Source organism: Dyella sp. SYSU CM1112 (assembly GCF_058216415.1).
Genome location: NZ_JBZEGI010000016.1, coordinates 64330 through 85930, shown reverse-complemented (window position 1 = coordinate 85930; position 21601 = coordinate 64330). Strand labels below are relative to the sequence as shown.

General features: G+C 59.3%; 22 protein-coding genes. 11 read left to right on the top strand and 11 right to left on the bottom strand.

All coding sequences use genetic code 11. The features are described 5' to 3' along the window. Positions 1-66: 66 nt before the first annotated feature. Together AC4HNJ_RS18690 and AC4HNJ_RS18685 are read left to right on the top strand one after the other, a co-directional pair. Positions 67-1707 (top strand): alpha/beta hydrolase, encoded by a 1641-nt coding sequence (locus tag AC4HNJ_RS18690; RefSeq protein ID WP_490481115.1) that lies wholly within the window; start codon positions 67-69, stop codon positions 1705-1707. Positions 1708-1894: 187 nt separating this feature from the next. Further along, positions 1895-2317: a DUF3761 domain-containing protein gene (locus AC4HNJ_RS18685; protein ID WP_490481114.1), complete on the top strand. Its 423-nt coding sequence runs from the start codon at positions 1895-1897 to the stop codon at positions 2315-2317. Between the two features lie 232 nt (positions 2318-2549). Here the strand turns inward: AC4HNJ_RS18685 and AC4HNJ_RS18680 are convergent, their stop codons facing one another. Continuing rightward, on the bottom strand, positions 2550-3260 hold the full coding sequence (locus tag AC4HNJ_RS18680; RefSeq protein ID WP_490481113.1) for an SDR family oxidoreductase: 711 nt from the start codon (positions 3258-3260) through the stop codon (positions 2550-2552). Between the two features lie 97 nt (positions 3261-3357). Between AC4HNJ_RS18680 and AC4HNJ_RS18675 the strand changes: the two genes are divergently transcribed. Continuing rightward, positions 3358-4251 carry a LysR family transcriptional regulator gene (locus tag AC4HNJ_RS18675; RefSeq protein WP_490481112.1) on the top strand — a complete coding sequence of 298 codons (894 nt, stop codon included), beginning with the start codon at positions 3358-3360 and terminating at the stop codon, positions 4249-4251. 122 nt (positions 4252-4373) lie between these two features. Here AC4HNJ_RS18675 and AC4HNJ_RS18670 read toward each other — a convergent pair whose 3' ends face one another. Together AC4HNJ_RS18670 and AC4HNJ_RS18665 are read right to left on the bottom strand one after the other, a co-directional pair. Continuing rightward, the gene (locus tag AC4HNJ_RS18670; RefSeq protein WP_490481111.1) at positions 4374-4808 is read right to left on the bottom strand and encodes a VOC family protein; all 435 of its coding nucleotides are present in this window, start codon (positions 4806-4808) and stop codon (positions 4374-4376) included. Between the two features lie 114 nt (positions 4809-4922). Continuing rightward, positions 4923-7358 (bottom strand): DUF3772 domain-containing protein, encoded by a 2436-nt coding sequence (locus tag AC4HNJ_RS18665; RefSeq protein ID WP_490481110.1) that lies wholly within the window; start codon positions 7356-7358, stop codon positions 4923-4925. A gap of 192 nt (positions 7359-7550) precedes the next feature. Between AC4HNJ_RS18665 and AC4HNJ_RS18660 the strand changes: the two genes are divergently transcribed. Beyond that, a complete protein-coding gene (locus AC4HNJ_RS18660; RefSeq protein ID WP_490481143.1) occupies positions 7551-9392 on the top strand; it encodes an ABC transporter ATP-binding protein in 1842 nt (613 codons plus the stop codon). A 126-nt stretch (positions 9393-9518) separates the two neighbouring features. On the opposite strand, the gene AC4HNJ_RS18655 is transcribed toward AC4HNJ_RS18660, so the two are convergent. Both AC4HNJ_RS18655 and AC4HNJ_RS18650 read right to left on the bottom strand, forming a co-directional pair. After that, positions 9519-11297: a chloride channel protein gene (locus tag AC4HNJ_RS18655; protein WP_490481109.1), complete on the bottom strand. Its 1779-nt coding sequence runs from the start codon at positions 11295-11297 to the stop codon at positions 9519-9521. A 221-nt stretch (positions 11298-11518) separates the two neighbouring features. Beyond that, positions 11519-11683 carry a hypothetical protein gene (locus AC4HNJ_RS18650; protein WP_490481108.1) on the bottom strand — a complete coding sequence of 55 codons (165 nt, stop codon included), beginning with the start codon at positions 11681-11683 and terminating at the stop codon, positions 11519-11521. Positions 11684-11746: 63 nt separating this feature from the next. Here AC4HNJ_RS18650 and AC4HNJ_RS18645 point away from each other — a divergent pair, with 63 nt between their 5' ends. Beyond that, positions 11747-12016 (top strand): hypothetical protein, encoded by a 270-nt coding sequence (locus AC4HNJ_RS18645; protein WP_490481107.1) that lies wholly within the window; start codon positions 11747-11749, stop codon positions 12014-12016. Between the two features lie 263 nt (positions 12017-12279). Continuing rightward, on the top strand, positions 12280-12642 hold the full coding sequence (locus AC4HNJ_RS18640) for a KGG domain-containing protein (protein ID WP_490481106.1): 363 nt from the start codon (positions 12280-12282) through the stop codon (positions 12640-12642). 101 nt (positions 12643-12743) lie between these two features. Here the strand turns inward: AC4HNJ_RS18640 and AC4HNJ_RS18635 are convergent, their stop codons facing one another. Further along, positions 12744-13211 (bottom strand): GNAT family N-acetyltransferase, encoded by a 468-nt coding sequence (locus AC4HNJ_RS18635; protein ID WP_490481105.1) that lies wholly within the window; start codon positions 13209-13211, stop codon positions 12744-12746. Between the two features lie 195 nt (positions 13212-13406). On the opposite strand from AC4HNJ_RS18635, the gene AC4HNJ_RS18630 reads away from it, so the two are divergent. Together AC4HNJ_RS18630 and AC4HNJ_RS18625 are read left to right on the top strand one after the other, a co-directional pair. Next, a complete protein-coding gene (locus AC4HNJ_RS18630; RefSeq protein WP_490481104.1) occupies positions 13407-14516 on the top strand; it encodes a sensor histidine kinase in 1110 nt (369 codons plus the stop codon). Then, positions 14513-15274, top strand: a complete 762-nt coding sequence (locus AC4HNJ_RS18625; protein WP_490481103.1) for a LytR/AlgR family response regulator transcription factor — start codon at positions 14513-14515, stop codon at positions 15272-15274. Before AC4HNJ_RS18630 ends, AC4HNJ_RS18625 begins: the two co-directional genes overlap by 4 nt. Before the next feature lie 92 nt (positions 15275-15366). Here AC4HNJ_RS18625 and AC4HNJ_RS18620 read toward each other — a convergent pair whose 3' ends face one another. Together AC4HNJ_RS18620 and ald are read right to left on the bottom strand one after the other, a co-directional pair. Further along, positions 15367-15615 carry a hypothetical protein gene (locus AC4HNJ_RS18620; RefSeq protein ID WP_490481144.1) on the bottom strand — a complete coding sequence of 83 codons (249 nt, stop codon included), beginning with the start codon at positions 15613-15615 and terminating at the stop codon, positions 15367-15369. Positions 15616-15812: 197 nt separating this feature from the next. After that, on the bottom strand, positions 15813-16931 hold the full coding sequence (ald, locus tag AC4HNJ_RS18615) for an alanine dehydrogenase (RefSeq protein WP_490481102.1): 1119 nt from the start codon (positions 16929-16931) through the stop codon (positions 15813-15815). Between the two features lie 164 nt (positions 16932-17095). Between ald and AC4HNJ_RS18610 the strand changes: the two genes are divergently transcribed. The 3 genes from AC4HNJ_RS18610 (at position 17096) to AC4HNJ_RS18600 (ending at position 19153) form a co-directional block, all read left to right on the top strand. Next, on the top strand, positions 17096-17569 hold the full coding sequence (locus AC4HNJ_RS18610) for an Lrp/AsnC family transcriptional regulator (RefSeq protein WP_490481101.1): 474 nt from the start codon (positions 17096-17098) through the stop codon (positions 17567-17569). 80 nt (positions 17570-17649) lie between these two features. Continuing rightward, positions 17650-18810: an AAA family ATPase gene (locus AC4HNJ_RS18605; RefSeq protein WP_490481100.1), complete on the top strand. Its 1161-nt coding sequence runs from the start codon at positions 17650-17652 to the stop codon at positions 18808-18810. A 127-nt stretch (positions 18811-18937) separates the two neighbouring features. Beyond that, positions 18938-19153 carry a hypothetical protein gene (locus tag AC4HNJ_RS18600; protein WP_490481099.1) on the top strand — a complete coding sequence of 72 codons (216 nt, stop codon included), beginning with the start codon at positions 18938-18940 and terminating at the stop codon, positions 19151-19153. Positions 19154-19228: 75 nt separating this feature from the next. Here the strand turns inward: AC4HNJ_RS18600 and AC4HNJ_RS18595 are convergent, their stop codons facing one another. The 3 genes from AC4HNJ_RS18595 to AC4HNJ_RS18585 form a co-directional block, all read right to left on the bottom strand. Beyond that, a complete protein-coding gene (locus AC4HNJ_RS18595) occupies positions 19229-19711 on the bottom strand; it encodes a peroxiredoxin family protein (RefSeq protein ID WP_490481142.1) in 483 nt (160 codons plus the stop codon). A gap of 110 nt (positions 19712-19821) precedes the next feature. Then, on the bottom strand, positions 19822-20913 hold the full coding sequence (locus tag AC4HNJ_RS18590; protein ID WP_490481141.1) for a transporter: 1092 nt from the start codon (positions 20911-20913) through the stop codon (positions 19822-19824). 224 nt (positions 20914-21137) lie between these two features. After that, positions 21138-21530 carry a DUF2946 domain-containing protein gene (locus AC4HNJ_RS18585; protein ID WP_490481098.1) on the bottom strand — a complete coding sequence of 131 codons (393 nt, stop codon included), beginning with the start codon at positions 21528-21530 and terminating at the stop codon, positions 21138-21140. Between the last annotated feature and the right edge of the window lie 71 nt (positions 21531-21601).

Here is a 21601-nt window from a genome sequence, read left to right as displayed (position 1 = left end):
CGTGCAGGAATCGAGCAAAGGCATCCCTGCATGGCGCCATCGCCTATCTATCGGAGAGGAAAGTCTATGCGTCAACGTCCGTTCGTTCTTGCCGCAACCTTAGGGCTCGGCCTGTTGGCCGGCGTGTGTGTCTGGGCGCAAGAGGGTTTGCAGGGCGTTCCCGCGCATCGCTTTTTCCATGTGCGATTGAGTGAAAGCGAATCGCAGCCGGTATCCGGGCGTCTATTGCTGTTCGCCGAACAGGTAAAGGATGCCAAGGCGGATGCGAAAGACGGCAAGATCAGCGAGGTCGACGCCAACCCGTTTCACCCCACTGACACGGCGATTGCCGCTGAGGAAATCGACCGGCTCGCCCCAGGCCAGACCATCGATATCGATACGGACGCTATCGCTTATCCCGATGCATGGTCGAAACTGCCGCCCGGCGATTATGTGGTGCAGGCGGTGCTGGACGTCCATCACAACTACAACTACCTGGACCGCGACGCTGGCGATATCGAGAGCAGCGTATCGACCGTGCATTTGCCGGCCAGCGATGTTCCGACCTTGACGCTGGATAAAGTCGTGCCGGCCGTCGATCCGTGGGCGGTGCCGGCATCGGCGCCGGCTACCCTTCGTAACGCCGCGGCGGAAGCGCATGCACATTCGCAGTTGATCGACTTCGTGAGTCCGGTGCTGTCAGCGTTCTGGGGACGTCCGATCCATATGCTTGGCCGCGTGCTATTGCCGCCCGGCTACGATCCTTCGTCCAGCACACGCTATCCCACGGTGTATTTCACGCACGGCTTCACGGGCAATAACAATCGCTTCCTGCGTCCTATGGCGTATGTCGAAGCAGGCATGGCAAGCGGCCAGATGCCGCCGATGATCTGGGTGTTCCTCGACGAATCCAGTGCGACCGGAACGCATGAGTTCGCCGACTCGGTAAACAACGGCCCCTGGGGGCAGGCATTGACCACGGAACTGATTCCTTACCTTGAAGCGCACTATCACATGGATGCTGATGTGAATGGCCGCTTCCTCAACGGACATTCGTCCGGTGGCTGGGCGACGTTGTGGTTGCAGACGCGCTACCCAAAGATATTCGGCGGTACCTGGTCGACCTCGCCGGATCCCAGCGATTTCCACGACTTCACCGGTCCGGATCTTTACGCACCGCATGCCAACGTCTATCACAAGCCTGACGGCACGCCGTGGCCGCTGGTGCGCGATAAAGGAAAAGTGCTCGGCACCTTCGAGCAGTTCGCAAAGATGGAACGCGTGCTGGGTCCTTACGGCGGCCAGATGGCCTCGTTCGAATGGGTGTTTTCCCCGCGCGGCAAAGATGGCCGGCCGGAACCGATGTTCAATCGCGACACCGGAGATGTGGACCCCAGTGTCGTGGCTTATTGGGGTGCCCACTACGACATTGCGCATCGCCTGCAGACGAATTGGCCGGCCTTGAAGCCTGATCTGGACGGCAAGATCCATCTCTACGTGGGCACGGCTGATACCTTCTATCTGGACGGCGCCGCGCATCGCCTCAAGGCAGTGCTGGATGGCCTCGGTGCCCACAGCGATATCCGTTTCTTTCCTGGCCGTACGCACTTCGATTTGTATACCGTCGGCAAAGATCGTTATGGCCTGCTCAAGCAGATCAGTTGGTCCATGTACGCGGTGGCCCGGCCGAACGCCAAACTGAAACCGGGTGTGAACCAGGCACCGTAGACCTTCCTTGGATGCTACCGGCTGCCATGTTGGGCGGCCGGTTTTCAGGCATAGTGACCGCTGCAGGCGCTGTGGGTGAATGGCGCTTGGGGGTGTCGTCTCTGGTCTAGGGGCGGCACATCGGGAACCCCGTTCATCATGGACGGCGCGCTTCCTGTAGGGGCATTTCAAGCTGGAGGGAATCACGATGAAATCGTTCGGTTTGATCGCAGTACTGGCAGCCGCGCTGATGGCGGCTCCGGGCATCTACGCGCAGGAGAGTTCTGCACCGGCAACCGGCATGACCGTGCAGTGCAAAGACGGAACGTCGGTCACGGTAAAGAGCATGAAAGGTGCTTGCCGTGGTCACAAAGGGGTAGACAAGTCGGCCAGCAGTGCGGGCACCAAGGCTGCCTCAGAGCCATCGTCCAAGTCGGCGCAAGCATCCAAAGCAATGCCTGCCGCAGGCGGCGGCGCGGGCCAGGTATGGGTCAATACGGGATCCAAGACCAAGGTCTATCACTGCCAGGGCAGCAAGTGGTACGGCAAAACCAAGGCAGGCAAATACATGAGCGCAGCGGATGCCCAGGCGGCCGGTTATCACGCGGCCAAGAACGAGAAATGCCAATAGCGTTACTTGGCGCAAGCGCAGGAAAAGCGTATCAGCGTCCCTGGACGTTGAGTCCATTTAGAGATGTGTGCCCGTTGTAAAGGCCCCTATACGGCCTGGACAAGTGTTCTTGTTGGGATGGATCGCTGTGAAATCCGGAAGGCGCCGGGCGTAGGCCTGGCGCCTTTTTTGTTTGCGCCAAGCTCTGATGCGGCAAATGGCATGGCGGTCAACTCCTCTCTGGTCCTGCTATTTACCAAGCGATGGAACCGTTATCGTCAAAAAAGCCGCCTGTGGGGCCGTCGTCGGGAAGCGTGGCCAAACGAATGGCAATGGCGGCTCCCTCACTAGGGGTACGCGTGCCTCTGAATCCATTGAAGTCGGTCGCCACATGGCCAGGCGCCGCCGCATTGACCTTGATCCCCAGGAGCTTTAGCTCGCGCGAGTAGTGGACGGTAAGCGCATTGAGTGCTGTTTTTGAAGTCGAGTACGGCATTGAAGGCTGGCCTACGAAAGCCCCCTCATCGCCGAGCGAACCCCGAAGACTCGATACATTTACGATGCGGCCAGCCATGCTTCTTTTGATGAGAGGCAAGAATGCGTGGATGACTGCCACAACGCCGAAAACATTTGTTTCATAGGCCGTACGCATGGCTGCTGCAGTCACCAAACTAGGTGGATCGCGTGTTGCCGCTACTCCGGCATTGTTAACCAGGATGTCCAGTTTTCCGTAAATCTGTTCGACATGGGTAACGGCGCTGTCTATCGAATTCTCGTCCGTTACGTCCAACTGCAAAGCCTTGACGATACCGTCATCAGCCAATGCATGGGCGGCCTCATCGCCTCGATTCTTGTCACGGGAGCCGATGAGAACAATAATTCCTTTGCGTGCAAGACCTCGGGCAATTTCCTTGCCGATACCTTTGTTGGCACCGGTAACGAGTGCGACAGTTTGTTCGTTCATCAATGCGCTCCACAGATATCTGGTAACAAATATCGCGCGGGAGTGTATGTTTGATAAGTGTGTCGAAGCTAAATATCGTCGTTAGCGTGATTAAAGAATGGGGCCGATACCACTTGTTGAACTTGAGGCATTCGCTGCCGTCGCACGGCATCGAAGCTTTAGGCTGGCCGCGGTGGAGCGGAATGTTTCGTCCTCGTTATTAAGCCAGACCGTTCGAAGGTTGGAGGAGAGACTTGGTGTACGGCTCCTCAATCGCACAACCCGGAGTGTCATGCCCACCCGGGCCGGTGAGGTTCTGCTTGCCACCCTGGCACCCGCTTTCGAAAATATCGCCCAGGCAGTCGAAAGTCTGAATGGCTTTCGAGAAAGGCCCGCTGGACAACTGCGCATTACCGCTCCTAAACCCATCGCAGTTTTTCTGATCGCCCCAAAAATTCCAGGGTTTCTCACATTGAATCCCGAGGTAAACATAGAGCTGTCGGCGGACGATGCACTGGTGGATATCGTTGCCGAAAATTTTGATGCTGGCGTGCGGTTTGGTGACAACCTTGCGCAGGATATGGTCGCGGTTCCCATCGGCGGATCGATCCGCATGGCTATCGTGGGTGCCCCTCAATATCTACAGAAACGCGGCGTGCCAAGGACCATTGAAGACCTTGCGGATCACGATTTGACTAGAACCCGATTTCCCAACGGGATGATTTATACATGGGAATTGGGCGACGGAGATACGCAAGTTCGAATCGAACCCGACGGGCCATTGACCTTTAACGATCCTTCGGTGCAGCTCGAAGCGGTGAAACGCGGGGCAGGGCTCGCCTATGTGTTCGAGGATTTCGTCAGAGAAGAGATAAGCGCGGGCTCGTTGACGTGTCTGCTCACGGATTGGTGCCCGTGTATCGGGAGTCCCTATCTTTACTATTCGAACAACAGGCATGTGTCTGCTTCACTCCGCGCCTTCATCGAATATATGCGGCATGGGCTGCAATAAGACAGACGTTTTCCGGCCCATGTGGGCTACGGTGGATCAAGGTCAAGCCAACCTGAAAGCCATCGCATCAGGGAATAATGATCGACACAGGGCAGCCGGTAGACGCAAGGTCTATGACTAATTCATTTCTGTTCTGTAGCCTGCCACGGATCGTAACTGCCGAACCACCATAAGTGACCTTGAGGATCGCGGCAGCCGTATCCGGCGCCACCGTAATCTTTCTCGGCATAGTCATCGATGATTTCCGCGCCTGCTGCTTTGGCACGCTCATAGTGCGCCTTGCAATCGGTCACCGTGACAGCAACGCATTGCGTTTCGCGGCCCTGGATCTCATCCGGTTGCGCCATGTGCTTGCCGAAGCCATCTGGCTGGACATCGCTGAGCATCACCATCCCCGCGCCGAAGACCAGCTGGGCGTGCATGACACGTCCTTGCGCATCTTCGTACACAGCCTGCTTTTCGAAGCCAAAAGCCTTGCATAGCCATTCGATGGCGGCATGGGCATCGCGATACCGCAGACAGGGGATGATGGTACTGCCGTGAATGAGCCTGTTCATGACGATCGCGTCCGATGGAAGTTCGCACAAAGCGTAGTTCGAGGTACGGTGTGTGTCTTGTAAATTACCCTGATTTCCAGAGACGGCGCACGCGATGCCGTTCGCGCTGGCGGGCTATTGCCCTGGTGCGGCGGGGCTGTCCTCTCCCAGCGGGCCGAGATTGCGCACGATCATGCTCTGCGGTGTCGACAAGGGTAATTGAGCCTTTGCAAATCGCCCGAGGATGTCGAACAACAGCTCGCTTTTCACGGTGGAGGCATCACGCGGGCTATGCACGTACGCGATGCCGCTGAAGCTCATCGCCGAGCTGGTCACGTCATCCAGCCGCACGTAAGGCGCCGGATTATCGAGGGTGGCCTCGTTCGCGTTGAGTGCCTCCAGCATGATCTCGCGCACCTTCGCCGCATCGGTGTCGAGCGGCATCGGCAAGGTTATCTTGACGCGCCCCAGCGAATTGCCGTGCGTGACATTGCGCAGGTTCTGGGTGATGAACTGCGAGTTCGGCACGATCATGGTGGAGCGGTCGCTCAACTGGATTTCGGTGGCGCGCACATTGATCCGGCGGATATCGCCTTCCACCCCGGGCATGCTCACCCAGTCGCCCACTTTCACCGGTTGCTCCGCCAGCAAAATCAGGCCCGAAATAAAATTCGACACGATCGCCTGCAAGCCAAAGCCGATGCCCACCGACAGCGCGCTGGCGATCCAGGTCAGGCTTTCCAGGCTTACGTCAGCGGTTCGCAGCGCCAGCGCCACCACGATCACCACCGCGACGTAATTGGACAGCGTAACGATGGAATTCTGCATGCCCAGATCAAGCGTCGTCTTCGGCAACAATTGCTCGGCGAGCCAGCGCTTGACGATCCGCACGACCAGCATGCCCAAGGCAAACACCAGCAGTGCGTTGAAGATCGCGCCCGGCTTGATGGTGAGCTGGCCTACGCTCAGGCCGCCAAAGACCTTGCCGATGTGCGAGAACAACTCGTGCGGACCACCGCCGAACGGCACCAGCAAGGTGCCCACCGCCACCAGCAACAGCAGCACGCGTCCCACCGCGGAGAACAACACGAAAGCCTGCTCCAGCGTGGTCGGTGCGACGTTAAACAGCGACTGCAATCGCTGTCCAGAGCGACCTTGCGGAGAGAGCAGCGTTTCGAACAGGTCGTGTTGCAGATGCGACAGCATGTAATACGACGCGATGATCATGCCGATCCACAGCATCTGCCACGAGATGAAAAAGCCGAGCGCCACATAGCCCATCAACACGGCCAGCCATGTTATGACCACGCCGATCGCAGCCAGTCCAATCAGTACGCCCACCCACAGCGCATGCTTGGCCGATTTCTCGCCCGATGGCTGGCCTTTTTTCCGGGCGCGATTGGCGCGCAGCAGCGCATTGCCGATCAGTCCCGTGATCAATAACGCCAGGAAGGTACGCGTGCACACCGTTGCCGGCAGGCTTGCTCCGGCGAGATTATTCAATCGTTCGATCACACCGAGCGCCAGGAACGCGCCACCGAGCAGCCATGGGAACCAGCGCAGGCGAAGCGCAGTGGATTTTGCCAGCACCGGCAGGCGCCACGAGGGATGCTTCACCGAAAGCAGTGCGCGTCCTATCCCGGCAATGAAGGCGGAAAAAAACACCATGCGCACGATCGATTGCGCGAAGGCGTCGACCTCGTCGTCCAGTGTGTCGTTCCAATTGAAACCGAGATAAACCAGCCATGCGGCGATGCCGATCGACAGCGTTACCGTAAGCGTGAAGATCACCGCGAGTGCACTGCGGCGCAGGTGGCCGTCGGGCATATAGCGGCTGGCTACCGCCAGCCCCAGGCGCTCCAGCAACCAGCGGCCGGGCACGATCAGCAACAGGCCGCCGATCAGGCAAAGCAGCAAGGGTTCGCGATTTCCGTTTTGCCACGCAGCCTCTGCACTTTCCGTTAGCAACATCTTGGCGCGCCGCACATGCACGCTGTCATCCGGAACGGATTTCTTCAGTTGCGCCCAGAAGCCGATGCCAAGCGGAGAAAACGTGCGCGCACCGAGTTGTGCCTGAAATTGTTCGTTATGCGCCTGGACAATTTGCGTGGTGAGTTTGGCCGCATCCTCACTCAGCAGTTGGGCTTGCTTGATCTGTTTGTCGAGCTTGGACTTGTCGCGTTCCAACTGCCGGCGTTGTTGGCTGATAGCGGCCGTTTCGGGTGGGGCGCCGGACGTCGGTGGAGGACCGAGCACGGTCAAGCGGCCTTGGACATTGTCGAGTTCGGGACCAAGCGCACTGACCAGTTGCGCAGCCTGCTGCTGTACGTCACTGGCCTGGCTGCGCAAATCCGTCAATGGTGCACTGGTGGCCTTGCCGCTCAGTGTCGTCTTGATGTTGTCCAGCTGCTTGCTCAGATCGGCCAGGGCTTGGGCTGGATCCTGGACGGAGCTCGCCGAAGCCGGCCCGGACAGCGCCTGCGTGTCTTGTGCATGCAACGATGGCGCGCTCGACAGGAACGCTCCAAGCAGCAGCGAAAGGGACAGAAAGTGGCGTAGGGAGGTGTGCATGGCGGGCATGATCCGAATGGGGCTATCCACGGTCAATTGTTCTTTTGACGACTCGTTTTTCACAGGCGGTTAGCATTCAGGCAAAACCCGATGCGCTCCTGGTCGAAACCCTCCGATCAAAGCTGTGGCATCAACCCTGTATAGTGACCCACTCTTGTCTCCTGTGGCCCGCCTGATGGACCCCGCGCCATGATCTTCCGTTGGTTCGAATCCCTGGTCGACGCCTTCAAGGACCCCGTCGACAGCATGCCGCCGAAAGCCATTGGGCGGTTTTATGTGTTTTACCTGCGCCAGGTCTGGCCGGTCTTCGCCGCCGCCATCGTGGTGGGTTTTGGCGTGGCGCTGGTTGAGGTTTCGCTGTTCGGCTTTATCGGCCGTATCGTCGACATGGCCAAAGGTGCGCCGGGCCCGGCCTTTTTCACCGTACACGGGCGAGAGCTGTTGTGGATGGCATGCGTGGCGCTGGTGTTGCGGCCGCTTTTTATCGGATTGCATGACCTGTTGGTAAACCAGTCCGTCGTTCCCAACCTTACCAATCGCATCCGCTGGCAGAACCATCGCTACGTCATCCGGCAAAGCCTGGGCTTCTTTCAGAATGATTACGCCGGACGTATCGCCAACCGGATCATGCAGACCGGTGCATCGCTGCGCGAATCAGCGGTGCAGATCGTCGACGCCATCTGGTACGTGGCCATCTATACCGGCAGCGCCATCGTCATGTTTGCCCATGCCGACTTCTGGCTTGCCGCGCCTCTGGTAGTGTGGCTGTTCGCGTACATCGGCACCTTGTACATCTTCATCCCGCGTACGCGGCAGCGTTCGTGGCTGGCTTCCGAAGCGCGCTCGAAGTTGATGGGGCGCATCGTCGACGGCTATAGCAACATCCTCACGCTCAAGCTCTTCGCCCACACTCAGCGCGAGGAGGCATACGTGGCCGATGCCATGGAGGAACAGACGCAGAAGCTGCGCGACATGACGCGCCTGACCACGGCGATGGATGCCAGCATCACCACGCTCAACGGTTTCCTGATCGTCGGCACGTCCGCGCTGGCTGTATGGCTATGGAGCGAGGGTAAGGTCACTGTTGGCGCCATCGCGCTTTCCACCGGCCTGGTGATCCGCATCAACAACATGTCGGGCTGGATCATGTGGGTGGTCAACGGCATTTTCGAAAACATCGGCACCGTGCAGGACGGCATCACCACCATCTCACAGCCACGCGCCGTGCAAGATCGCGAAGGCGCCATGCCGTTGGAAGTCGTGGCCGGCGAAGTGCACTTCGAAGACATCCATTTTCATTACGGCAAACAGGGCGGCATCATGTCCGGCCTGAACCTGATCGTGCGTCCCGGCGAAAAGATCGGCTTGGTGGGGCCGTCCGGCGCCGGCAAATCCACCCTGGTCAATGTGATGCTGCGTCTCTACGACCTCGAAGGAGGCCACATCACCATTGACGGCACCGACATCGCGCAGGTCACGCAAGAAAGCCTGCGCTCGCAGATCGGCGTCGTCACCCAGGACACCTCGCTGTTGCACCGATCCGTACGCGACAACCTGCTTTACGGTCGCCCCGATGCGAGCGAAGCGCAATTGCACGAAGCCATCCGTAAGGCGCGCGCGGACGAATTCATCCCCAACCTCATCGACGGCGAAGGTCGCCAGGGGCTTGATGCGCACGTCGGCGAGCGCGGCGTCAAACTGTCGGGCGGCCAGCGGCAGCGCATCGCCATTGCACGCGTGTTATTGAAGGACGCTCCGATCCTCGTGCTCGACGAAGCGACCTCTGCATTGGATTCGGAAGTGGAAGCCGCTATCCAGGAAAGCCTGGAAATACTGATGGAAGGCAAAACGGTCATCGCCATCGCCCATCGCCTTTCGACCATCGCCAGGATGGATCGGTTGGTGGTGATGGACAAGGGCAAGGTGGTGGAGAGTGGTACGCACGCAGAGTTGATCACGCGGGGCGGATTGTATGCGCGATTGTGGCAGCGGCAGACCGGCGGTTTTGTAGCGGCGGATGATGCCTTGGTATGAGGTCTTTTCAGCGCTGGGGACGCGCTGGAGTTTTGGGTCGCTGCGCAATGGAACCTTTAGCCACGGGATGCTTGGCCTACGTCGCTTTCGATCATCAACGATCAAAGCGACATACGAATCACCCGTCTATGAAATACCCAGCGAAGCCAGCCGCTTTCGCCCCAGGTGTCGTACTGCTTGCCGGGCTTCCCGTAATCTCCTGGCATGCGCCGCCAACAGATCCCCGCGTGTGATGATTCCCACCATGCGATGCGGCGTCTCCTTGCTCACCACCACCAAACGGCCGACATCCCGCTCCACCATGTGATCGGCGGCTTCTCGCAAGGTATGGTCTTCACGCACGATCAATGGCGGACGCTGCAGCAGCGATTGCACACTGGCGTTGCCGGCCAGCGATGCATCGTAAAGCTGTCGTCGCGTCACCACGCCACATAACTGGCCGTTTCGGTCGATGACGGGAAATCCCTGGTGCTTCGTGGCCGAGCCGTCGGAAACCAGCCACTGGCGAACCTCTTCGATGGTTTGCTCGGTGCGCAGGCTTACGATGTTTCGGCTGCATGCATCGCGTACATAGACCTGGTCCAGATAATCGGCGGCGTAATCGGAAGGAACGCGTACACCGCGGCGCACGATCTTTTCCGTCATGATCGTGTTGCGCATCATCAATCCCGAAATCAGATAGGCCGCCGCGCATGCGCCGAGCAAGGGCAGTAGCCCATGCACCTGTTGTGTGGTTTCGAAGGCGAACACGACCGACGTGAGGAAGGCGCGTGAGGCGCCGGCGAAGATCGCCGCCATGCATACCAGTGCCGCCATATGCGGATCGACGTGCAACCATGGCGCAGCGCTCGCCATGGTCCATCCAAAGACACCGCCCATGGCGCCGCCGATGGTAAACAATGGCGCTAGCGTGCCGCCGGATGTGCCGCTGCCGAGCGCGACCGACCACGACAGCAGTTTCAGCAGGCAGAGGGCGAGCATGGCGCCGAGGCCGATTTGTCCGCCAAGTACCGCGGAAATATTGGTATAGCCGACGCCAAGCGTCAGCGGCATGTAGTAGCCGACGATGCCGACCACGATGCCGCCGAGTGCGGGCCACCACATCCAATGGATGGGCAATTTTTCGAAACCATCCTCGATGGCATAAGTGAGACGTGTGATGCCGACGCTGATTACGCCTACGACCAGGCCCAGCACTATGTACGCCGCCAATGCGGGCAATGTCGGCGTGGCGAGGTTTGGCATGGGGAACATCGGCGCGTTTCCTTCAAGCAGGTAACGGATGCCGGTGCCAGCGGTCGCCGCCAGTGTGACGGGAATGAGCGAACGTGCGCGGCGTTCGAACAACAGCAATTCGATCGCCAGCAGCACGGCTGAAATCGGCGCCGAGAAAACCGCCGCCATACCGGCCGCCGCACCTGATGCGAGCAGTGTCTTGCGTTCATCGGCTGTGACATGCATCAGTTGGGCGATGAGTGAGCCGAGCGCGCCGCCCGTGGCGATAATCGGGCCCTCCGCACCAAACGGACCGCCAGTGCCGATAGCGATTGCCGACGACACCGGTTTCAGCCAGGTGATACGCGGTGGAATACGGCTTTCATTGAGCAGCACCTGTTCCATGGCTTCGGGAATGCCGTGCCCACGAATCGCACGCGACCCCCAGCGCGCCATCACGCCGACGATCAGACCGCCGATCGCCGGCACCACGATCACCCACGCACCCAGATGGTGACCGGCAGGACTGACGAAAGCGACGCTCCACCGACCGTAGAAGGCCAGGTTAGTGAAAAGACCGATCAAGGCCGTCAACGCTTTGGCCACCACGGCGACCATCGCACCCAGCAGCATGGCAACAACGCTGATCCCCAGCACGCGACGGTCCAGCGGCAAGAACTGCCGTGGCATATCGGCCGCGGCAAGCGTGGGTTCAAGAGACGGAGCAACCGGGAGCGGCGCGCGTGTAGGAGAGTCGATGTTTTCTGGATGCACGATCAAGGCCGCCCTGTGAAGTGCGGCAAGGTTACTGATATGGCGGCGCAGTAGCTGGCTGGAAAATGAATCACCGCGTTGCGCAGCTTCTGGACCCAATCACATCCTTGGACGGGATCGTTGCCGGGAAGGGAGCCTCAACGTCTGCCCAGGTCCGCGCCGGTAGTGGGATTGCCATCGGCCTGGGACGTCGTACGGGCGGCAAATGCCTGTACGCAGGCCTGGTCTCCCGCATCCAGTTTCACGGCCAGCTCTGCACGCAACGATTGTCGATGAGCCTGTTGATGAATGAGTGACGCCACCTTCCTTTGGTGAGCAGTACGTTATCAACTTGGCTTTAGCTTGAGTGATGGGAGGGAGTGTCGATGGAAGGCATCGAGGCCCAGGTCGCGCTGTCAGGTACCGCGAGGGCACTTGTCGCAGTATTGCGCGTGTTGCTGGAGACGCATCCCGACCGAGAGGCGCTACGGGAACGCTTGCGTTCGCGCTATCAGCAGGAAATGTCCAGATTCGATGCTGATCCGTCCTTGGGCGAAGAATGGCCGGCTTTCGACGACGTTTTCGGTTTGTTGAACATTCACGGCCAGCGTCCGGAGAAAAAGAATTGTTTGACCAGTTCAACGCCAGCCCTATGAAGGCTGCCTACAGTGTCTTTGAATCGACATGGGTCTCAAGCCATTTTTCATCGAGACAGTTTTTATCGACGCAATGATTCATCTCGTCGAGCCTCATGCTTCAAAGTCGCCGACTTCCGACGTACAGGCAGGCGCTTGGATGGTAGGGGGTTTGTCGAGAGATTTTTCACTACGCCCAGACTCGGGCTACAGATAACCCTGGCGATCATCGTTTTGCACGGCATGTCGTGTGCTGTGCGTGATATCGATCAGGAGTCATGACTATGGCAAGCACAGGCAATAATCGTGGTGGTCGCGGATTCGCGGGGATGGATGAATCGCGCCAGCGCGAAATCGCAAGTCAAGGTGGGCGAGCGGCGCATGAGAGCGGACACGCGCACGAATTCAGTTCGCAGGAAGCTCGCGAGGCGGGCCGCAAGGGTGGCGAGGCGGTCAGCCAGAATCGCCAGCACATGTCCGCTATCGGGCAAAAGGGCGGCGAAGCGGTGAGCGAGGACCGGAGCCATATGGCGAACATCGGCCGCAAGGGCGGTGAACGCAGCCACGGCGGAAGTTCTGCACGAAGCAGTGGCGGCAGCCGCGAGCAACATGTCGACGCGGGTCGGCAAAGTCACAAGCATACGTGAGACCAAGGCGGGGTAGCGGTGCTAAATCGGCTTGTGATGCACCGGATTTGCCATCCGCTACCCACCCAAGTCGATCGCTGCCCCTTGAACAGGCCGGTGATTTATCCCGGCTTCAAATCCAGTGACATGAACACGCTGTTCGGATCGGCGACATACGTGCCGAACGGCGCGCATTCCATAAACCCGTGCCGCCTGTAAAAAGCACGAGCCGGAATGAAGTAATCCCACGAACCCGTTTCAAGCGCGAGACGCGAGAGATTCATGGCGCGCGCGCTATCGACGATGTGGCGCAGCATGACACTGCCAGCGCCTCGGCGGCGCGCCTCCGAGGCGGTGTGCATGGATTTCACTTCGCCAAGTTCTGTCGAAAGCCGGCGCAATGCACCGATGGCGAGCAGTTCCTCGCCCTCCCACGCGGTCCAGACATGAATGTCCGGCCCTCGAAGTGCCGTGACATCCAGCGCGTGCGCGCTGCCTCGTGCGGTCTGCGCTCGGGCGGTAGTGATGTGCAGAAGCAGGAGGTCGATGACGCGTGGGTCATCCAGGTTGCCGGGAAGAATGCGCAGCATGCATGGATCTCGCGAATAGCTGTGCCATCTTTCTGCAGTGAAGCCAGCCCGTCAATTGGCATGAATGCATGGGGTGACCCAGCATGGGATGACCCAGGCTTGCCTTACCATGCCTTTGCCAACGCTGCGGTAGGCCGGCCGCCGGATGCAACGCTGACCCACTGGCGGGCGCAGGCAAGCCCCGAGGAATGCCCCATGCCGACGTACCCAAAGATGACCTCCCAGGATGTACGCGAAACGCCATCGGCCGGGTTCTGGCTTTCGGCCTGGTTCGGCGTGCTCGTATTGATCGGATGCCTCAATGCCTTGCACCGTTATTTCAACGACGTTGCCGATCGCGTGCCGGTTTCCTTGGTGCCCAAATTGATCGAGGAGATGACCGGCAGCTTCAGCTTCGGCGTGTTATTGCCCCTGTTGATTGCCTTGCTGCGACGTCTTCGCCAGATACCGGGGCGGTGGGCGCGCTATGGTTGCCATGCCTTGGTGTTGATGGCCCTGTCCTTGCTGCATACCAGCCTGATGTGGGGCTCGCGCATCGTACTGTTCCACCTGTTCGGCTACGGCGATTATGACTACGGCGTGATGTCATGGCGTTACGTCATGGAATTTCCCAGCGACGTTTTCTACTACTTGCTGGTCGCCCTGGTGCTATGGCTGGTGGATCGCTATCGCGTGGCGCGCAAGCGTGAGCTGCGCGCGGCACAACTGGAAACGGCGTTGTCGGAGGCGCGGCTGGATGCTTTGCGGCTGCAGCTCAACCCCCACTTTCTGTTCAATGCGCTCAATGCCGTGTCATCCATCATGTACGAACAGCCGCGGGTGGCGGATGAAATGCTGGCGCGTATCGGCGAGTTGCTGCGGATCACGCTAAGCACGACGGAGCAAGAGCATAGCTTGCAAGAAGAGTGGCGGCTGCTACGCCTTTATCTCAGCATCCAGCAGGCCCGTTTCGGTGATCGGCTGGCGATAGACATCCAAGCCGATCCATCGCTCGATCAGGCCAGGGTGCCCTTCCTGATCCTTCAGCCCGTGGTCGAAAACGCCATCGAGCATACGGGCGATGCCATGCCCAGGCAGGTAGAGCTGAACGCTTCGCGCGAAGGCGACACGCTTCAATTTTGTATTCGCAACAGGGGTTCGAAGCAGGAAGCCCGCCCGCATCAGGGACACGGCATCGGCCTGAGCAACACCGAGAGCCGTCTGCAGCATCTTTATGGCGCGGCGGCCGGTTTGCGCTTGCAATGCATGGAAGAGGGCGGCGCACAGGTGCTGTTATGGCTACCGCTTGCCGGGGTGTCGTCATGAGCCTGCGCGCGGTGATCGTCGATGATGAAGCGCCAGCGCGGGACAAGCTGAAGCGCTATCTGGCCATGGCCGAGGATGTGTCCGTCGTCGGCGAGGCCGGCAATGGCCGCGATGCTGTCACGCTCATCGGGAGCGCGCGGCCGGATGTGGTGTTCCTTGATATCACCATGCCGGATATGGATGGCTTTGCCGTCTTGCAGGCATTAGGCGATCCGCTGCCTGCGGAAATCATCTTCGTCACGGCGCACGACGACCGCGCGTTGCAGGCATTCGACGTGCATGCTTTCGATTATCTGCTGAAGCCGGTGAGCCCGGAACGTTTCGATCGGTTGCTGCAGCGTTTGCGCGAACGCCTTATACCCCGGCCAGACATGGGCAAGCGCCTCGACGGCTTGCTGAATGCGCTTCCGGCACCGATGCATTACATCGAACATGTGCTGGTTTCCCTCGGCGACACCGCCCGCCTGATTCGCACGGAACAGGTCAGTCGTGTCGAATCGAACCGCAACTACCTCGACATCTATGTCGACGGTTGCCCCCATCGCTTGCGCGGTACCTTGGAAAATATGCTGGCGCGATTGAACCCGATGCGATTCGCACGTGTGAATCGTTCGACGTTGGTGCGGTTGGAAGCGATCCGGGACATGCAGGCGTGGCCGGAAGGCGAATACCGCTTGCTGATGGACGACGGCGCACGCATCACATGGACCAAGCGTTATCTGGAAAACCTGCCACCTGGATTCGTGATACGGCTATAGGTACCTGCCCGAAGTTCAATGGCCTGTGCTCAGGATGTTTTCCCGGCTGGGAAGGGGCGCGTCGATTTCATGTGTGCCTTGAATGAATTTCTTCACGCCATGTTAGACAGCAGCAAATCTTCAACATGCACCGGAAGCTCGCGAACGCGCACGCCGGTGGCGTGGTACACCGCATGGGTAATGCTGGATTGATCGTGGCCCGCTTTATGCGGACCTTGTGCTTGATAAGGGAACAGGTCGAACAGCGTGGCGCACCAGGCTCGCAAACGGATTCGACGCGTGCATCTGCGGACGGCGGCAGCGCCATTCGCGCGCATGCCGTGGGAAATCCAGGGCGTCATCACGGACTTTCTGCGTAATCATCAGTGCGAGATCACTGACGATAACCGCCAGATCGTTGCCTCGGCGATAGAAGCGTGGCTGCGACATGGGCAGCTATGCCTGCGCATTTGCCTGTGTTGCTTGAAGAAGATATCTATTTCGAATAAACAGCCATCCTGCACGCGGCAGGATGGCTGTTTGCCGACAGCCTGTGTGCTTACATGCCGATCGCGGTTTCGGCCTTCACATACGGCAGGTTGTGCGCCAGGGCGACCGGCTCGCACACCACCTTGCCGTCGATGACGTTCAGGCCGTTGCGCAAATGGACGTCCTGGGCCAATGCCTTCTTCCAGCCATTGTTGGCGAGCGACAAGGCAAACGGCAGGGTTACGTTGTTGAGTGCGAAGGTCGAGGTGCGGGCCACGGCGCCAGGCATGTTGGCGACGCAGTAGTGCACGACGCCATCCACCACGTAGGTGGGATCGGAATGCGTGGTGGCATGCGAGGTTTCCACGCAGCCGCCTTGGTCGATGGCCACGTCGACGATCACCGAGCCCGGCTTCATGCTGCGCACCATGTCATGCGTCACCAGCTTCGGTGCCGCGGCGCCCGGCACCAGCACGGTGCCGATCAGCAGGTCGGCGCGGCGCACCAGTTCCTCGATCGCCGAGCGGGTGGAGAAGACGGTGGAAATCGAGGTGCCGAACTGGGTGGCAAGGCGCTTCAGCGCTTCCGCCGAGCGATCCACCACGGTCACCTTCGCGCCCATGCCTACGGCAATGGTGGCGGCATGCGTGCCGGACACGCCACCGCCCAGGATCACGACTTCGGCTGCCGGTACACCGGGTACACCGCCGAGCAGCACGCCGCGTCCGCCTTGTGCTTTTTCCAGCGAATGTGCACCGACCTGCGGCGCGAGGCGGCCGGCCACTTCGGACATCGGCGTCAGCAGCGGCAGCGAACCGTTGGCGGCAGTAACGGTTTCATAAGCAATGCAGATCGCACCAGAGGCGATCAGGTCATGGGTCTGTTCCGCATCGGGCGCCAGGTGCAGGTAGGTAAACAGAATCTGGCCTTGGCGCAGCTTCTTCCGCTCCACCGCCAGCGGTTCCTTGACCTTCACGATCATGTCCGCTTCGGCAAAGATCTGGTCGGCGCTTTCTACAATGCTTGCGCCGGCGGCGACGTAGTCGGCATCGGTGAGGCCTGCGCCCAGGCCGGCGTCCTTCTGCACCATCACCTGATGGCCGTGGTGCACCAGTTCCTGCACGGAAGAGGGGACCAGGCCCACGCGATATTCATGGTTCTTGATTTCTTTCGGTACACCGATGCGCATGACTCGATTTCTCGCTTGAGAGGGGAAGGTTTGGCGCGCCGGCCTTCCTGACTCAGCGCGGGGCGCAGTATGATCGAGACATTGCGCAATTTCTCGCTGATTAAGGCGGTGCTGCGGTCATTTTTTCGCATTCAATGCGAAAGATGTGGCTCAACGTAGAATTTATGACGAATAATTTTCCACCCTTGGACGACCGCGACCGCGCCATCCTCCGGCTGCTTCAGGAAGACGGGCGCCTGGCCAATGCGGAACTTGCCCTGCGCATCAATTTATCCCCCTCCGCCTGCTTGCGGCGGGTGAAGCTGCTGGAAGAGCGCGGGCTGATTTCGCGCTATGTGATGTTGCTGGATGAAAAGGCCGCGGGCTTGTCCGGCACCGCCTTCGTGCTGGTGACGCTCGACCAGCAAGGTCGTGCAGCGCTCGATGCATTTGAAGAAGCTATCCAGAAACATCCGGAGGTGACCGAATGCTGCCTGCTTGCCGGCGCAGCCGATTACATGGTGCGCGTGACGTATGCCGACTCGGCCGACTTCGAGCGCATTCACACGGAAATACTTACTCAGTTGCCCGGCGTGGTGAGGGTGCAATCGACCTTGGCGCTACGCACTGTGAAGCGGACCACCGCCTTGCCGGTGTAATGATTCTGCGGAGAAAAGGCGTCTCGTCACCTGAGAGCCGATGCCGCTAGGTTTGGCTCACCATTTCCTGGCGCATCCCCATGCTGAGCACGCTTGCCGTCACCAACTATCGTTCGCTTCGCTCGCTGGTATTGCCGCTGGGGCGGTTGACCTTGATCACCGGCGCCAATGGAAGCGGTAAATCCAATCTTTATCGCGCGCTTCGACTGCTGGCCGAAACGGCAAGCGGCAACGTGGTGGGTGCATTGGCGCGCGAAGGTGGTTTGAATTCCGTCGTGTGGGCCGGTCCCGAAACCCTTTCGCGTCGCATGCAACAAGGCGAAGTGCCGATTCAGGGTGGTCCTCGCCGTGAGCCGTATGCGTTGAAGCTCGGTTTTGCCAAAGAAGACTTCGGTTATGCGATCGATCTGGGATATCCCACGCCGAGCCGTTCGGTTTTTTCCTACGACCCGGAAATCAAGAGCGAAGTCATCTGGGCCGGTCCCCTGTACCGTCTGCCAAGCACCTTGGTGGAGCGGCGTGGCTCGATGGTGCGCGTCAGGGAAAAACGCCAATGGCGTGTGGTGGCTGAGCACCTGAATCACTTCGAGAGCATCTTCACGCAGTTGGCCGATCCCGAACGTGCTTCGGAAGTGATGGCGCTGCGGGAGTCTATTCGCGGGTGGCGTTTCTACGATCACTTTCGATGCGACAGTGATGCACCGGCGCGACGCATACAAGTCGGTACGCGCACGCCGGTCTTGAGCCATGACGGACACGATCTCGCGGCGGCGTGGCAAACCATTCGCGAAATCGGCGATGTGCAGGCACTGGATGAGGCGGTGCACGATGCTTTTCCCGGTGCCGATGTGCAGATCATGAGCGATGACGGTCGTTTCGGTCTTCTTTTTCAGCAGACCGGCTTGCTGAGGCCACTGTCGTCAGCAGAGCTATCCGACGGCACTTTGCGCTATCTGCTCTGGATAGCGGCCTTGCACACCCCGCGTCCGCCGCCGTTGATGGTGTTGAACGAGCCGGAGACAAGCCTGCATCCCGACCTTCTGCCCGCACTCGCGCGACTGATTACGCACGCGTCGCAACGCAGCCAGGTATGGGTCATCTCGCATGCCGGCGCCTTGATCGATGCGTTGAAGCATGTTCGTGATTGCCATGTCGTGCATCTCGAAAAAGAGTTGAGCCAGACCAGGATCGCTGGACAAGGTCTGTTGGATGCGCCTGCGTGGCATTGGCCGGCGCGATGATCGATCGGGACGTAACGGCGCCCGGAGCGCGATAGCTTGGTTGGGTGAACCAATCCAGTGCGGCTATTAAATTCTGCGCACAGGAGTAAGGTGCGCATCACGCGCTGGCGACATACCGGACAATGCCGTGGATTCCCCAACCCCATCGAGAACGTCATTCAGCATGACCGGCCTGGCGATATTCATCGCGGTGTGCCTGACGCTTGGTTGGGGAATTGCCACGCGTTCGCGTGTATTGAACGTCGGTCTGATGCTGCTCTATGCGGGCTGGATGGTGGTGGGCTCTGCATGGGTCATCAAGTGCCGCTGGAACAGGCGGAAGAACAGGCAGCACGATGCATGAGAGCTGCCTGTGCAGTGCACACTTGACGCCTGCTCAGGCCGGTCAAAACCGTGCCGGAAAAAACGTGACCCTTCGCTAACGCGGCATGCGGGTCAACAGCGGCGTCACGACTTGCTCAAGCCGCTGCGCTGTCCACGCCGGCTGCCTATCCTTCCAACCGTTGTCAATGAGCTTGCCGTCACGGTCGATAGTGAAGCTCACCGGAAGATGCCAAATGCGTCCATAGCCAGGGACGTGCGGGTCGCCAAGCAGTCCGACCGGGAAGCTCAGCGTGCCGGCCACATCACGTACCTTGTTCAGATCGTCAGGCGTGTCGAGACTGAAACCGAGCACCACTAGCCCTTGCTTGGCGTGTTCGTTGGCGTAGCGCGAGAGCAGCGGGAGCTCTTTCCGGCATGGACCGCACCATGTGGCCCAGAACGTCAGAATCACCACCTTGCCGTGGAGGCTGCGTAAATCGATCTGTTTACCGTCGAGTGTGTTCAGCGTGATCGGCGGAGCAGGCTGGCCAACAACCAGGTCATTAGCGAATGCGCGTCCGGTCGCAAGACAGAGCATTGCGATAACAAAGACCTGTTGCAAAGACAGTGCGAGGCTTCGAAGCATGCGCTTGAGAAAAAATGAGTTCATCGGATCTCTACGGATACATGTCGTACGTGGCATCCGGTTCAAAGTTTCATGCTGATACCAATGGTACCGGTCCATCCGGGAAATAGCTGATAGCCCTGCAGGCGGCTGTAAATCGGGATCTGTACGAAGGCATACATTTGCAAGGTACGGGTGAGGCTGGCGCTGATGCCCGGACTCAGATAAGCGACTGTACCTTCCGTATCCGGCCTGTCTGCCAGAAAGCCCTGATCGGCCAGCTTGTGAAACCAGTTGATCTGCAGTTGGGGTACCCAGTTGGCATGTGCTTCGTAACGTAGACCTACGCTGATGGATGTGAGATTGCCCGGCCGATAATCGGCACCCGGCTGATCGAGATTTTCCTTCACCGCTGCCTGAAATTGCGCATTGGCGAACGCATCGAAATTCTGGCTCACCGGCTGATAGTAGTACCCGCCCAGGATGAGATCCGTACTGCCTGTGCCGGCTTGCATGTCCGTGTCGAGAGATTGACCTAGTCCCGGCCCCGTGCGGAACGTGACGGGATGGCCTACTAAGTCGCCGTTCTCTGCCTGCCCGCCGTCATTCCCAGTGGGTAATTTCACGCCAAATTGCACGCCGAGGTTATGCGTTGGCAAAAAGCCCTGGTAGTTGGCCAGGATTTTGACATCGCCGAGACCACTGACGTGAGCGTTGCTCACCTGATCCGGCGCCGTTTCCGAGGGCACATAAGGCTGCGGCTGTGTGCCGTACGTGGTGTGATCGCGCGATACGTAAGGAACAATGAAGGTGACGCCCCAGGCCGCATTGAATCGGTAAGCGGCCGACAGATTGATGTAGCGGTTGGTGGTGTTCTTTTCGATTTCACCACCGTCGAGTGACGGATCCGAAGGCCGATTAACCACCTGTTCCGGACTTGCCTTGCTGCCGCCGTGCCGCAACTCGTTCTGGTCGATATAGGTGTAATCGATATTGATGCGCCAGCCCGAAGCGGTCGAATAGCCGGTTGCAGCGTCTGTGCTGAGCGTGCAGCCACACGTGGCACAAGCGCGCGCAAGGCGAGGAAGCAAAGCGACAGCTAGTAAGCCCGCAACAGCAACAAACGTTTTGGCGCCGAAACGGTTCCGCTGGGTTGAGACAAATATCGAACTCATGAAAGACATGAATGAATATCCATATGTGTTTGTCATCACCATGCGTCAGTCATGACGATGAAATGCGTAGTGATATCGCACGGGACGTCCAGGCGCCCGTGCGCCGGCGGTGCTCGCAAGTCGCAGAGACGGCTGCGTAAACGACAATTCCCATACGCCGTCGTCGCGCGACGTTCGCCTGCACGCTGCGGTTTTTCGTCAGTTTCTAAAGGAGAAATGACGATTTAGACGACCGCAGGCGGTCCGCGAGGATCGGCGCTTAACCACGGCAACGCATGTTTGCTTTGTGGGCGAAAAACAAGCGGCTCGGCTATGTCCAATAGCGCAGGCACGAAGTGAATCACCTCGTCTGTTGCCAATGGCGGCGTGTGATGCAGCAAGAGGCAATATCCGCAACGCGCGGTGGGGTCTTCGGGCGTGGGCGACGGAGAAGGGTGCTTGGTGCGCGCCAAGGTGTGATGAACACAGAAAGCATCCATCCCGGGCATGGCGCCCGTCATGGGCATGACACGGGACAAAACCGGCATCACGACAATAAGCGTCATGGCCAGTATTCCCAGCCAAGCTACCCATTGACTTGGAACACCCCTTCGTTGCACCGCCAGATTCCATCTCATGAATATGCTCAGTGCACAAGCGTATCACGCGATATACGGATTCAGGAGGAATGGGCAAGCATCATCACTCG

Bases quoted from the DNA above. Each gene is read 5' to 3' on its own strand.
- AC4HNJ_RS18655 (WP_490481109.1), bottom strand. From the start codon at position 11,297: ATGCCACGGCAGTTCTTGCCGCTGGACCGTCGCGTGCTGGGGATCAGC.
- AC4HNJ_RS18595 (WP_490481142.1), bottom strand. From the start codon at position 19,711: ATGCTCTGTCTTGCGACCGGACGCGCATTCGCTAATGACCTGGTTGTT.
- AC4HNJ_RS18680 (WP_490481113.1), bottom strand. From the start codon at position 3,260: ATGAACGAACAAACTGTCGCACTCGTTACCGGTGCCAACAAAGGTATC.
- AC4HNJ_RS18585 (WP_490481098.1), bottom strand. From the start codon at position 21,530: ATGAGATGGAATCTGGCGGTGCAACGAAGGGGTGTTCCAAGTCAATGG.
- AC4HNJ_RS18685 (WP_490481114.1), top strand. From the start codon at position 1,895: ATGAAATCGTTCGGTTTGATCGCAGTACTGGCAGCCGCGCTGATGGCG.
- AC4HNJ_RS18635 (WP_490481105.1), bottom strand. From the start codon at position 13,211: ATGCTGCGCATTCTTCCCGGCAACCTGGATGACCCACGCGTCATCGAC.
- AC4HNJ_RS18590 (WP_490481141.1), bottom strand. From the start codon at position 20,913: ATGAGTTCGATATTTGTCTCAACCCAGCGGAACCGTTTCGGCGCCAAA.
- AC4HNJ_RS18630 (WP_490481104.1), top strand. From the start codon at position 13,407: ATGCCGACGTACCCAAAGATGACCTCCCAGGATGTACGCGAAACGCCA.
- AC4HNJ_RS18625 (WP_490481103.1), top strand. From the start codon at position 14,513: ATGAGCCTGCGCGCGGTGATCGTCGATGATGAAGCGCCAGCGCGGGAC.
- AC4HNJ_RS18665 (WP_490481110.1), bottom strand. From the start codon at position 7,358: ATGCACACCTCCCTACGCCACTTTCTGTCCCTTTCGCTGCTGCTTGGA.
- AC4HNJ_RS18620 (WP_490481144.1), bottom strand. From the start codon at position 15,615: ATGACGCCCTGGATTTCCCACGGCATGCGCGCGAATGGCGCTGCCGCC.
- AC4HNJ_RS18610 (WP_490481101.1), top strand. From the start codon at position 17,096: ATGACGAATAATTTTCCACCCTTGGACGACCGCGACCGCGCCATCCTC.
- AC4HNJ_RS18645 (WP_490481107.1), top strand. From the start codon at position 11,747: ATGGAAGGCATCGAGGCCCAGGTCGCGCTGTCAGGTACCGCGAGGGCA.
- ald (WP_490481102.1), bottom strand. From the start codon at position 16,931: ATGCGCATCGGTGTACCGAAAGAAATCAAGAACCATGAATATCGCGTG.
- AC4HNJ_RS18675 (WP_490481112.1), top strand. From the start codon at position 3,358: ATGGGGCCGATACCACTTGTTGAACTTGAGGCATTCGCTGCCGTCGCA.
- AC4HNJ_RS18690 (WP_490481115.1), top strand. From the start codon at position 67: ATGCGTCAACGTCCGTTCGTTCTTGCCGCAACCTTAGGGCTCGGCCTG.
- AC4HNJ_RS18605 (WP_490481100.1), top strand. From the start codon at position 17,650: ATGCTGAGCACGCTTGCCGTCACCAACTATCGTTCGCTTCGCTCGCTG.
- AC4HNJ_RS18670 (WP_490481111.1), bottom strand. From the start codon at position 4,808: ATGAACAGGCTCATTCACGGCAGTACCATCATCCCCTGTCTGCGGTAT.
- AC4HNJ_RS18640 (WP_490481106.1), top strand. From the start codon at position 12,280: ATGGCAAGCACAGGCAATAATCGTGGTGGTCGCGGATTCGCGGGGATG.